Source organism: Streptomyces candidus (genome assembly GCF_014207445.1).
GTDB lineage: Bacteria > Actinomycetota > Actinomycetes > Streptomycetales > Streptomycetaceae > Streptomyces > Streptomyces candidus.
On record NZ_JACHEM010000032.1, the window covers coordinates 20036 to 32111 of the forward strand.

At 72.5% G+C, this 12076-nt stretch carries 8 protein-coding genes; 3 read left to right on the forward strand and 5 right to left on the reverse strand.

The features are described 5' to 3' along the window. Positions 1 to 219: 219 nt before the first annotated feature. The 3 genes from HNQ79_RS31735 to HNQ79_RS31745 all read left to right on the forward strand — a co-directional run bounded on the left by HNQ79_RS31735 (position 220) and on the right by HNQ79_RS31745 (position 4568). Positions 220 to 2565, forward strand: a complete 2346-nt coding sequence (locus HNQ79_RS31735; RefSeq protein ID WP_185036448.1) for a DUF6884 domain-containing protein — start codon at positions 220 to 222, stop codon at positions 2563 to 2565. A 90-nt stretch (positions 2566 to 2655) separates the two neighbouring features. Further along, positions 2656 to 3339: a hypothetical protein gene (locus tag HNQ79_RS31740; protein WP_221508348.1), complete on the forward strand. Its 684-nt coding sequence runs from the start codon at positions 2656 to 2658 to the stop codon at positions 3337 to 3339. After that, entirely contained in the window at positions 3336 to 4568 is a 1233-nt protein-coding gene (locus HNQ79_RS31745) for a hypothetical protein (RefSeq protein WP_185036449.1), read from the forward strand. Before HNQ79_RS31740 ends, HNQ79_RS31745 begins: the two co-directional genes overlap by 4 nt. Positions 4569 to 4661: 93 nt before the next feature. Here the strand turns inward: HNQ79_RS31745 and HNQ79_RS31750 are convergent, their stop codons facing one another. From HNQ79_RS31750 to HNQ79_RS31770, 5 genes are all read right to left on the reverse strand, one after another. After that, positions 4662 to 5009 (reverse strand): hypothetical protein, encoded by a 348-nt coding sequence (locus tag HNQ79_RS31750; RefSeq protein WP_185036450.1) that lies wholly within the window; start codon positions 5007 to 5009, stop codon positions 4662 to 4664. Positions 5010 to 5566: 557 nt separating this feature from the next. Beyond that, positions 5567 to 5752 (reverse strand): hypothetical protein, encoded by a 186-nt coding sequence (locus tag HNQ79_RS31755; protein ID WP_185036451.1) that lies wholly within the window; start codon positions 5750 to 5752, stop codon positions 5567 to 5569. Then, positions 5746 to 6651 carry a hypothetical protein gene (locus HNQ79_RS31760; protein WP_185036452.1) on the reverse strand — a complete coding sequence of 302 codons (906 nt, stop codon included), beginning with the start codon at positions 6649 to 6651 and terminating at the stop codon, positions 5746 to 5748. The genes HNQ79_RS31755 and HNQ79_RS31760 overlap by 7 nt, the downstream gene beginning before the upstream one ends. Before the next feature lie 220 nt (positions 6652 to 6871). After that, entirely contained in the window at positions 6872 to 8008 is a 1137-nt protein-coding gene (locus tag HNQ79_RS31765) for a TniQ family protein (protein ID WP_185036453.1), read from the reverse strand. A 79-nt stretch (positions 8009 to 8087) separates the two neighbouring features. After that, positions 8088 to 11168, reverse strand: a complete 3081-nt coding sequence (locus HNQ79_RS31770; RefSeq protein WP_185036454.1) for a hypothetical protein — start codon at positions 11166 to 11168, stop codon at positions 8088 to 8090. Between the last annotated feature and the right edge of the window lie 908 nt (positions 11169 to 12076).

Sequence of the window (12076 nt, forward strand, 5' to 3'; positions counted from 1 at the left end):
CGGCCGCGTGGCCACCGACCCGGAGGGACTCCGGAGCCACGCGCGTCAGCGCATCACGGCCAACTGACGGCACAACGGGGCGGGGTCCGGCGCGACGCGTCGGGCCCCGCCCCGTTGTCATACCCGAAGACTCAACACAACTTGCAGCATGACTTGTAGTTGACTTTCGAGTATGGGAGGGTGGTCGGACCGCAGCACATCGACGAGGAGCCGCACCGAATGCCTACCGAGTACGTCACCCGGACCGGGATCGCCGTCGACCACCACGGCCGAGGAGAGGCTCGCCTCGACTTCCCCCGCGCAGCCGGGAAGGGCAAGCCGCGCGCCGCCGCCGCGCGCCGCCTGGCGGTCATCTACAAGGTGACGGCCCGGCACCCCTGGCGGACGCTGCACTACAACCCGGCGAGCCCGGACGCCCCCGCGCCGACGCCCGACGAGCTGCGCCTCGACCTGTCCGGCGATCCCGAGCGCCTCGCCCGGTTCCTGTCCGCCGTCCCGCGCTACCTCGCCCGCGTCGAGGCCCTCGCCACCAAGGCCGCCCGCGTCTACGGCCGGTGGGCCCGCAGCGTGGCCGCCGAGGAAGCGCTCGAATACGTCGATGCCGGCGGGCGCCGCGCCTACGCCGCACGGTTCCGCGCCGAGGCGTTCGCGGCCGTGGCCGACTACCTCGGCATCACCGGCTTGCCGCCCCTGCCGCTGGACTCGTCCCGCCCGATGTGGGACCAGGCGCGCGCCGTGGCGTACGACGTCGCCAAGGCCGAGGGTCCGGTCGAGCTGCGCGCGATGCACGACCAGGCCGAGGCCGAGGAGATCCTCGCCCGCGCCGACCGCACGCCCGACCCGGCCGCCGTGGCGTTCGAGCGCGAGCTCGGCGAGCTGTACGACGCGCAGGCCCGGCGCAGCGCCCGCCTGTTCGCCGCGCTCGGCGGCGAGGAGCTCCCCGCCGACGAGGAGCCGGTCGAGGAGGCCGCGGCCGAGGACGTCGTCGAGGACCAGGAGGACGAGGAGCTCGTCGAGGCGCCCCTCACCCGGGTACAGCGGCGTTGGCTGCACACCGCCGCCGCGCACCCCGCCGGGCACTTCCCGAACGGCTGCAACCTGCGGACGCTCGCGGCTCTTGAGGCCGCCGGATACGTCGAGTGGGTGCCGCGCTACAACTTCGGTCCTCGTGTCCGGATCGCCGACTCGCTCAAGCCGAACCCGGGTACGGTCCGGATCACCGAGGCGGGGCGGCGGCGGGCGGCGCGCGAGGAGCGCGAGCGCGTCGTGATCGTTCCGTGCGGTGGTCGCAAGGCTGTGTGGACTGACGGCCTGCGCAAGGGCGAGCCGGTTCCCGTCCTCCCGGCTGGCGAGATGTACGTCGGGAGCTATCACCGGGCGGCGCGTCGGGCCGCCGACGCCCTCACTCGCGGCGGCCGGTCCGGCCGAGTGCTGATCCTGTCCGCGAAACACGGCCTCGTCGAGCTCACTGAGTGGATCATCACGTACGAGCTGCGGGCCGGTGACCCGGGCACCGTGGATGGCGAGACGCTGCGCAAGCAGGCGCACGAGCTCGGGATCTCGGGGGCGGCCGTGACGGTGCTCGGCGGCCGGGCGTACGTCGACCTCGCCCGCGAGGCGTTCCCCGACCTTGACGCGCCGCTCGCCGGTACGCGGGGGATCGGCGAACAGCTCGCGCGTCTGGCCTCGATCTACGATCCTGCCCGTCGTCCGGCCGAGGCCGCCGTCGCGCAGCTCGTCGAGGACCAGGCCGACGAGCTCGCCCCGGCCGAGGCGACGGTCGGGGCCCTCGCCTCACCGGCCCCGGCGCGTCGGGCCGAGCTCGCCCCAGCCCTTGCGGGCAGGCGCGGCCGGCACTTCCGGGCGGGCGGGCGGCCGGTGTCGCGTGCCGTGTCGCGCGGCCCCCTGTCGCGCCCTGTGACCTGCGGAGACTCCCCCGCCTCCCCGGGCCTGCGACGGGCGCGACAGGGGGCCGTACAGGGCGGCGGGGCGCCCTGTCACCCGTACCGGTGGACCGTAGCGCGGCGGGGCGACGAGGGCCCGGTGATCGGGCACGGTGAGCGGGTGCACCGCCCCGTGATCGGCCTCGCCGCCGCAGCCCTCGCCCTCCTGGCCACTGCCGGGTGCGTGTCCGTCTCCCCCGCTGACGGCAGGGCTTCCACCCCACGCCACCGGCCCGCCGCGCCCGTACCGGTGCCTGCGTTCACCGCGGCCGAGGTCAGGCAGGCCCCGGCCGTCGAGGAGCTCGTTACGACCGGTCCCGCGCCCTCTTCGGTGTCCGCCGCTCCGCCCCGGCCGCAGCGCCGCGCGCCCGCCGGAACGCCCTCGGCACGGGTCGAGCGTCGGCTCGCTGAGCCCCGGACGGTCCGCCCGCCGGCACCGCCTCGCCGGGAACGCCCGGCGCCGGTCCGACGGCCTGCGCCGCGCCCTGCGCACCCGGCGCCACGCATCCCGGAGCGGGCGCCGAGCTCGGCCGAGTACGGCATGAGGGACGTATGCCGGGCCGCGCAGGGCGTCACCGACCCGAGCCTCGCGGCGTTGTGCCGTGACGCGTACGGCGGTTGAGGCCGGGGGAGACCCGTCGACTCGGCCCGCACGCCGACCCGCTCGGTTAACCCGTGCCGCGCACGCTTGATCACGGGCTAACGTCATCGCATGACGACTCTCACACCCCCCGTGGTGATCCCCGATCAGGGGCGCAGGATCGCGTTCGTCGGCAAGGGCGGCACCGGCAAAAGCACGATCATCGCCCACATGCTCAAGCACTGGAACGCGTCCGGCATCCCGGCCTCGGCCATGGACGCCGACGAGCCCGGCGACGAGGAAAAGGGCAGCCTCCTGGAGTGGTCGGACGAGGCCGACCTCGGCGGGCCGGTGTACCCGGCGCCGAACCGCTCCAAGGTCCGCGACCAGCTCGTGAAGTACACCCCCGAGGGCGGCCTCCTGGCTGTCGACACCGGGGCGTGGAACCGCAAGGCCGGGAACATGCACTTCGCCGTCTTGAGTGGCGTCGACCTCGCAGTGTTGACGCTCCCCCCGACCCGTATGGAGATGAACCGCGCCGGTTCCGTCCTCGCGGCGATCGACCACCTCGAAGAGGTCGGCGCCCACTTCCCCCGCCTCGTCATCTGCCTGACCCTGACGAACGCCTCGGCCAAGGCCGCTGACACCACGTACCGGGACCTGACCGGCGGCGGGTTCACCGTGCTCAAGACCCGCATTCCGCGCGTGGACAAGGAAGACGGTTACGGCCAGTCGTACGGCCTCGAACCGCAGCTCGTTGCCGGTTCGCCGATGGACCTCCTCGCCGTCGAGCTCGCCAAGGAGGCAGCCGCGTGACGGTGCAGACGACGAACCGCGCCGACCTCCTCAACCGGGCCCGCAAGGGGAACCGGGCAGTCAAGAACAACGCCGCGCACCTGCCCGACCTGACGTCGGCCGTGTCCGGTGTGGCAGAGCTCGCCGACCAGCTCCCGGACCTCGACGACGTCCGGGAGATCCCCGAGGATGACCGTTCCCCGCTCGACGAGACCGAGGCCCGGCAGCGGGCCGTAACCGAGAGCGTCATTCACGCCGCCCTCGCAGCCGGTGACGCCGCAATCTGGGTGATCGGCAAGGCCCTGACGGTGGCGGCCAAGGGCAAGTTTCACCGGGTGGACCAGGGCAAGACGTTCGACGAGTACGCGCGGGCGGTCACCGGCAAGTCACCCGCGCACGCCCGGCGATGGATGGACGGCGCGCCCCTCGCTCTGGCGGTGGCCGCCGCGACGTCGAGCACCCCGCCCGAGGGCCACGTCCGCCCCCTGCGGAAGATCGAGAAGGAGATCGGGACGCGTCCCGCGGTCGAGCTTTACCGCAGCGCGGACAAGGCATCCGAGGAAGGCGGCCGGAAGGTCACCGGGGCCGTGCTCGTCGAGATCCGGAAGGAGCTCCCGGCCGAGCTCCCCGAGGACACCGAGGAGGCCGTCGCCGTCGTACGGGAGGCCGCCCGCCGCGTCATGGCCAAGGCGCCGGCACCCGCGGATTCCTCTCCAAATGGAGAGAAGACCGAGGGTGCCGACGAGGACCGGGAGCGGAACGGCGAAGGGGACGAGTCAAGCACCCCGCCGCCCGTGCGCGTCTCGGCGCTCGTCCCGGCCTCGGTGGCGGCGACGCTCGACGAGTGGGCCGGATACCTCTCGCTCGGGCACCGTGTGCCGCTCGACTCCTCGGCCGTGCTCGCCGTCGCCGTCGAGCTCGCCGTGAGCAACGGCGCGCCGTCGCTCCAGCTCCTTTCCGAGCGGATCGAGGCGCAGCACGCGGAGCACATAAGCCGGGGCGTGGACCGGTTCGAGTGGCGGCCGTCACCCCGCTCCAAGTTCGTTCGCACGGCCGAGCGGCGCCTCAAGGGCCACCCGGCCTCGAAGGCGTGGGCGCCGCGCTGCGCGGTCCCGGCCGAGGGCGAGGAGGCCGCACCATGCGACGAGCTCGTGATCTGGAAGGTTGACGACGAGAAGCGCGGGACGTCGTTCTATTGCGACAAGCACCTACCGGCCGAGGACACTCCGCCCGGCATCTGGCGGGACTGACCCGCCCGTTTCTCTCCAATTGGAGAGACCGCAGGAACCGCGACGGCCCCGGAGCTCCGAGGAGTTCCGGGGCCGCGGTGCTGCCGGCATGTCTCACGCGCGAGGCGGCACCGCCTCCGGTGCGTCGTGGGGCCAGGACCATTCGCCCGAGTCGTGGCCGTCGGCCGGGTCGTGGCCCGGCTCCTCCTGGCACTGCCACCAGTCGCCGACCTCGTCGGGGTACATCGCGCTGCACTGGTCCGGCTCGGGCTCCGGTGCCGGGGTCAGGAAGCCGACACCCGCGAGGACGGTTGTCACGAACTCCTCGACCTTTTCCTCGCCCATGGCTTGCGCCCACTTACCGAGGCTGTCGCGGGTGGACTTGACGACCGAGGCGTACCGCTCCTCAGTGATCACCGTGCGGGCCGTGCTCTGCGCCTCGACGTCTGCGGCGTCGGCCATGACGGTTCCCCTCTCCGTTTATGCGGGCCCCCACCTTAGCATTAGTTGTAGGTGAATTGCAAGTGTGGTTACAAGTTGCAGACGGCTGGCAAGCCTCCCGACGCCGAAACCGCCACCGGGTGCAGACGGGGCCCGCGCCGACCTGCCGGGACACCGAGAAACCGCAGGTCACCCCCGAAACCGCCAAGTGGTGCACCCCCTCGGAACCGAAACCGCCAAACGATGCACCCCCCTCCCAGCAGGGGTTATGACGAGTGCGCATGTTCTGTGAGCTGGAGACATACGGCCCACCCGCCCCGCGTGAGCCGTCCCGCCGGGCGCCACCCTCAATCCGAGTTGCAATTCAACTTGCAGTTGTCCGCCGAGGTGTAGCGCGACTACCGAAACGCACACCCTAGATAGGGGCGGAACGCTAAAATCGGTAACCGCGCAAGGCGTGCACGCGCACCACTGCCGGACATGTTCGGCAGTCAAGGTCTTTCGAGGCCCACGCAGAGGGCCCCGACGGGTCGCACCCGTCGGGGCCCTCACTTATGCCCAGGGCGCCCGGAGGGCCCTCAGTAATCGAGCGCGGGACCGGCGAGGCGGCCGTCATGCGTGATGGGCTCCTCGCCCCACACCGGCACGTCGTACGTGTCCCGCCGGGGCGGGAGCTCGTCCTCGTCGGGGCATGTGCAGATCCCGCCCTCGTACATGAGGAGTTCGCACTCCTCGTCGTGGTCGAGGGGGCCGCGGCTCACCATGCGGAGGGCGGCGCGTTGTCGAGGTCGAAAGCCGGGGACCAGCCGGCGGCCGTGGGCCGCGGACCGACGGCCGGCACTTCCGAGGGCGGGCCGAGCTCGTCCTCGCCGGGCCGGTCGTCGTAGTCCTCGGGCGGGTCGACGTCGCCCTCGGGGCCGTCGTCGAGGTAGTCGAGTCCGGGCTCCTGGTCCTCCTCGGCGAACGGCTCCTCGTGCTCCTGGCCCTCGTCGTCGTACCGGTCGTAGTCGTCTTCGGGCGTGGGGTAGTCGGCGGGGTCGAGCTCCTCCTCGTCCTCGTCGGCGTCGAACCCGGGGAAGTTCGGATGCCGTACGCCGTCGTAGACGAGCGTCGTGAAGCCGTCGCCGCCGTTGGGGTTCGGGCGCCGCTCACCCCACGGGAGCTCGGGGAGCTCGACGGAGGCCTCGGCCCCTTCGCCGCACTCGGCGCACTGGTAGGTGTCCCACCATGACGTGATGCCCCAGAGCGAAGCGGGGAAGCGGTCGACGTGGACGAGGCGCCCCCCGCAGTCGACGGCCGCGCCTGTCTCGGTGGCGTACTCCTCGGCGCAGCCGTCGCCGTGGTGGCACTGCCCGGAGCACCGGCACGGCCGAGCCGGTTCCGGCTCGGGCCGCCATACCGCCTCGGCTCGGGCCCGCCGCTCGGGGGAGGCGTCGGCGGGCAGTGCCCGGATGCCGAGCTCCTCGGCGGTGATGCCGAGCTCGGCCTCGGCGGCGGTCGGTTCGAGGACGTACCCCACGGCGGCCGGGGCGGGTGTCGGCGTCCCGTCGGTGGCGGTCTCGGCGAGCTCGGCGCGCGCCCGGTTCAGCGCGTCGTGATACCCGATGCCCTCGGTGTCTTGGATCTCTCGCGCCCGCTTCTGTGCGGCGTCACGCTTCGGCATGGCGATGCCCTCCCAGTGCCGGGCCTCGGTCCCCACGCCACCCGCCCGGTATGGAACGGATCGTCAGCTCACTGCCTGCGGACCGGCTTCCCGAGGGACCTTCTACCGTCGGTGCCCTGGCACGGCGTGGGCGCGCGGGCGGCGGTATGGGCGGCGGCTCCGCCCTCGGAAGAACCGTAGCGGAAGGCACCGACAGTGCGACGCGGAACGGGCGGCGGTCCTACTTCCGAGGCAGGCCGGTGCACTCGGTGTAGGGCACCCATCGGCAGCTCGGCGCGCGGCCGTTGCACCGGGGGCATACGGCCGTGACGGACGTTAGGGGCAGGCCGTAGACCCACATGAGGCAGGAGGGCGCCCGGAAGGGGCCGGGCTCGGTCGGCCGTCGGTGCAGCGCGGGGAGGTGGTTCCATCGGCGGTCAGCGGCCGTGCGGCCGGACGACTTCCCGGCGGTCTCGGGCCGGTGCTGCTCTAGCCAGTAGTCGAGGGGTGCACGCTCTTGCCGGGTGAGGGTGCCGACGGGGACGAGCTCGGCGACAACGGCCTCAATCCAGGCCGCAGGCGATACGCGCTTTCGGCGCTGTTCCTCCCATGACCACATGAGCTCGGCGAGGGTGACGGCCTCGGGGTAGACGACGACGGGTGCCACCCGGCGGCGGTGCCGGGTCATACCGAGGGCCTCCTCGCGGGCGTGCCAGACGTCGGCGACGCCTCGCCCGCCATCCCGGCCGGGGCCGCGGCTACGAGGGATGGACACCCACCACCAGAGCATCACTTGATGGGCGTCCGCGAGGAGAGCGTCACCGACGGGCCCCAGGCGGTGGACGAGCTGTCGGTGTCGTTGCAGCGCCCACCCGAGATCGGGGACGGGGGCGGTGTCGACGAGGTACCCGCCGTCATCCCCGGCGAGCCACCGACGGCCGCAGGGACACGGCCGCCAACGGTGACCAGTGGCGGCGAGCCACGCCCCGGGTTCCATGCACAGCGGGCAGGCCGGCAGGGGAGCGGCGCCGAGCTCGTCGGGCCACGGTTCGACGCATACGGCCTCGACGTCGGCGACGCGGTCCGGGTGCGCACCGGGGAGAGCTCGGGACAGTTGGTCGGCGTCGCGGTCGAGGAGGACGGCGAGTCGGTCGAGGCCCTCAGGGGAGAGGAGGAGCTCCTCGCGCTGCGGGTCGAGGCCCTCGGCCGGGAGGTCGAGACCCTCGTCGAGGACCCGCAGGAGCCGAGGCAGATCGGGGCCGTTGGCGGCGGCCGTGCGAGCGAGGAGAGAGAGCGTCGTTTCGCCGGGGATCAACGGAACGCGGATCGGAAGTCCGAGGGGGGACTCCGCCGGGTCGACCGGGTCGGTTTGGGTCATGTCGGCACCGTGGCACACCGCACCGACAACGCGTCCCCGAACGGGTGACGTCCCGCCCGGACGAGGGGACGGCCTGTCGTTACCTTGGCGCGTCCCTGTCAAGTTCCCTGACGAATCCACGGGCGGACCCTCGGCCCTTCTGTCGTTTCTGAAGTGTCCTTGTCAAGTTCTCGGGGAAGCGCCGGCACCCGGCCCAACGGCCGGATACGGGCGGCGGGCCCCGCTCCCCGTACGCTTGCAGGGGCCGCCCCGCGCGCCCGGGGGCCTGTCGCGTGCCCTGTCGTGCCCCCTGTCGTGCCGTGCCCTGTCGCGTGCTGTGACCTGCGCGAACACCCCGGCCCCTCCCCCCGCGCGGGAGACGCGACAGGGGGGCGCCGACAGAGCCCGCCGCCCCGGGACGGGCCGCCGCCGGGACCTCCTCGACCGCCGTCTCGGCCGCCGTCTCGACCGCCGCCGGGACGTCGGCAACGGGGACCAGGAGGCCAATCTCGGCGTACGCGGGAGTCGACAGGAGGACACCCATACCGGCCCACCCTGGCGCGTCCCCTTCCCGTCCACGCGCCACAACGCACCCGTTGTCGAGCCGTTCGACACCGGTCAAGGTCACCGGGGCGCCCCACGTTTCGGGGGAGAGGGGACCGCCGTCCCCGAACCCGCCACGGACCGGCACGCACCGCCCCGGGGTGCGGACGACGTCCCCCGGCCCGACCGCGTCCCATGTGGCGACGCGCCACCCTTCCGGCGCCACGGTGCAGGCCCGCAACCGGCGCGCGGTGTCCGCCTCGGCCGCGGCCCGGACGTCGACCAACCCGACGAGTCGGGCCGCCGCCTCGGCGCGGCTGGTGTGGTCGGTCCGGCGCGTCTCGTCGAGACCGAGGGCACACCATGTGCGGCGCGTCCGGTAAACGTGCCCGACCGGTGCGCCGTCGACCGACACCGGGTAGCGTCCCTCGGCGTCCCGGCGGCCGAATCGGTACCGGGGCGCCTCCTCGACCGCCGCCTCGGTCGGGGCCGACACCGGAGCGGCCTCGGCCCGCGCAGCCTCGGCCGCGCGCTGGTTCCGTGCCCACTCCTCGCGGTCCCGCGCGTACTCCGCCACCGTGGCACCCAGCGCACGGACCTTGTCGGCCACCGGGGCGATACGGTCGGCCGCCTCGGTCCCGCGCTCCCGCGCGGCACGGTCGTGCAGCTCCTCGGCCGTCTCCAGCGCGGTGCGCGCCTGCCGGTACCGGGCGCCCGGAACCTTGGTGTCCATGTGCCGTGCGTCGTCCATCAGGGCTCGCATGATGCCCAGTTCACCGGCCATGCGCTCACACAGAACCCGCGCGGCGTGTTCGCGGTTCTTCGCCTCGGCGATCATCTCGGCCCGATCCTGGTCCGTGGACGTGTCGACGATGCGCACGGCCGTGCCCGCGTACCTGCTCACGGTGCAGTAACCGACGCTCCACCCCTTGACGGTCCCTCGGTCGGTAAGCGTCGGGTACGCGATGAACGGTGCGCCGTTGACCGCCGCAAGAGCCTGCCGCGCGATCCACACGAGACGGAGCGCGTTCGTCTCCCCGATGCGGCGGTCAACACCCTGCGCCCCAATCCACGCGTTCGGACGGCGCGCAGCCTCGTAGCGCTCCTCGGCGTCCGCGAGGGACCACTCCGCGCGCTGCAACTCGGCCGCCGCCGCGGCCTCGGCCTCGGCCCACGCGAAAGCCTCGGCGACCGTGCGCGCGTCCGACTCGCACCCGTCGGCCAGCACGCGCGCACGCTCGGCGCAGTCCCGCGCACGGGCAGGGTCCGTGATCTCTGCGCCGTCCCACCAGTCACGCCGCGCAGAAATCTCAAGGTCGTACGCGGTCCGGGACCGGCGGGCGACACGAGCGAGTGCGGCCCGCACGCGCTTGCCCTCGGTCTCGTCGAGCCGCTCAACCGGCATCGCGTCATAAATGTTGGTCCGGTGCCGGACGGCCGTCACCGTGAGCTCGTACGCCTCGGCCGCGCGGTACGCGTGTCCCTCCGCCTCCTCGGCCCACTGACGCGCGGTCCGGCCGTCGCACGTCGCTACCGGGGCCGCAGGCTCGACCGCGGCCTCGGCCGCACGGACCGCCGCGCGCCGCGCCTCGGCCTCGGCCTCGGCCTCGGCCGGACCCTCCTCGGCCCGCTCGATAGCCTCCTCGGCCTCGGCCCACTCACCGCACAGCATGAGCTGTCCAGCGGCGTGAAGCTCCTCGGCGTCCGACATGATCAGTTCGCCGATGCGGACCGCCTCGGGGTCGACCGTGCGCGCCGCACCCGACCCGTACCGGGCGAGCATCGCGCACATGATCTCTCGGCACGCGCACAGCCATTCGCCGCACCTCATGCACTCGTCGTCGGCCGTCTCGCGCGCAGCCTCGGCCGCCTCTTTCGCAGCCTCGGCCGCCTCCTCGGCAGCGTCGAGGGACTCCCGCGCCGTCTCCCGCGCATCCTTCGCACGGTCGAAAGCGCGGTCCGCCTCGGTCTCGTACAGGGCACCGGTAGCGGCCTCGGCGTACTTCCGGCACTCATTGGCCGCACGCTGCGCCCGCTGAAAAGCGCGCTTGCACTCGACGACCGCCTCGGCCGCTCCCTTGGCGTCCGCCTCGGCCTGGTCCGCCTCGGCGTCCGCCTCGGCCCAGGTACGCGCGGCCTCGGCCGCCTCCTGCGCCGTCTCGGCCGAGTGCTGGAATCCACCCGCAGCGTCGGCGCACTTGCGCGCCTCGGCGAGTGCCTCCTCCGCCTTCTGTCCGGCCTTGACCGCGTCGAGTGCCGCACGGGCGGCAACGACACCGGCCTCCGCCTCGGCGCGCGTCTCGGCCGAGACGTCACCCACCGGAACCTTGACCTCCTCGACGACAGTCTCGACCGCCGCGCCCGGAAGCGACTCCATGCCGGACCGATACCAAGTGACCGTTTCGCGGTAACCGTGGCTCGCCGTTGCCCACTTGCCCGCGCGCCATGTGTAGCGGCCCGTACGGGAGTCGGACGGCGTCGCCACAACGAGCGTCCACGCGTCGGCCGTTGCGTCGCGCTCGACCATGACGCCCCACCCGCAACCGGTAGCGGCAGCGGCGAGCGCACCCAGGGTGCGGGGCGCACCGGCCAACAGAGCGTCAGCAACGGGCATCCGCACGGTGGTTGTCGAGGTCATGTGTTCGGGTTCCTTTCAGTCGGCCCGCCGCGGCCGACCGCGGCGACTGGCGCGGTTCCCACACTACCAACTTTCAACACAACTGCAAGTTGAGTTACAAGTGAACTTGCGAGTTGGCCCCCTCGCGCGACGGCCGGCACCTCCGCGGCCTCGGCCGAAACCGCCTCTGTGTACCCCGGGCGCCCCGGACCGGCCCACACTCGGCGTCCGATCGCATCCGAGGCGGATCACTCACACGGGGGCGCAATGCAGCCTGTACGGCCGTCTACCGCGCCGGACGGGTGTGCAGCGGCATTAGAGTCCGCACTCGCGCCCGAGCGTCGCCACGGGGCGCACAGCGGGTTTCGTCACCGGGTCCAGTCTGTGGAAAAGGGGTGCACCACTTGGCGGTTTCAGCGCTGACCAGGGAGAACAGTCCCCTCGGGTCCGAAACCGCCACGGGGTGCGCACGAGGCGGTAAGGGTTCAAACTTTGGTGGCGCTCCTTACTCGAACAGTCAAATGGAAACGGTTTCCAGTAAGGAGGGTGTCGGTGGTGCCATTTCCGCTGGTCAGCACCGAAACCGCCAAGTGGTGCACCTCCCCCCTTCTGTTCGATTTCCAAAGTGTGGAAAAGGGGTGCACGTTTTGGCGGTTACGGCGAGTCCCTTCGGGAGGGGTCCGAGGGCCGGAATGATTGAAAACGGCGGTTGACCTGCGGGAATGATGTTGTCCACAGGGGTGCACCGCTTGGCGGTTTGTAACCAAGATCCATCTCTCTACCCGCAGGCGAAGACAGTGATCCGCGAAGCGGATCACATAGGGGCGCGAAGCGGCCCCTATGGCAGGCAGCGTGAAACGCTGCCTCGTGATCGGCGAAGCCGATCACTGGTTGTAGCACGCGCAGCGTGCTACAGACCCGCGCGCGGG

Excerpts from the sequence above, each read along its gene's own strand:
- HNQ79_RS31755 (WP_185036451.1), bottom strand. The coding sequence starts at position 5,752 with ATGGTGAGCCGCGGCCCCCTCGACCACGACGAGGAGTGCGAACTCCTC.
- HNQ79_RS31735 (WP_185036448.1), top strand. The coding sequence starts at position 220 with ATGCCTACCGAGTACGTCACCCGGACCGGGATCGCCGTCGACCACCAC.
- HNQ79_RS31740 (WP_221508348.1), top strand. The coding sequence starts at position 2,656 with ATGACGACTCTCACACCCCCCGTGGTGATCCCCGATCAGGGGCGCAGG.
- HNQ79_RS31765 (WP_185036453.1), bottom strand. The coding sequence starts at position 8,008 with ATGACCCAAACCGACCCGGTCGACCCGGCGGAGTCCCCCCTCGGACTT.
- HNQ79_RS31760 (WP_185036452.1), bottom strand. The coding sequence starts at position 6,651 with ATGCCGAAGCGTGACGCCGCACAGAAGCGGGCGCGAGAGATCCAAGAC.
- HNQ79_RS31770 (WP_185036454.1), bottom strand. The coding sequence starts at position 11,168 with ATGACCTCGACAACCACCGTGCGGATGCCCGTTGCTGACGCTCTGTTG.
- HNQ79_RS31750 (WP_185036450.1), bottom strand. The coding sequence starts at position 5,009 with ATGGCCGACGCCGCAGACGTCGAGGCGCAGAGCACGGCCCGCACGGTG.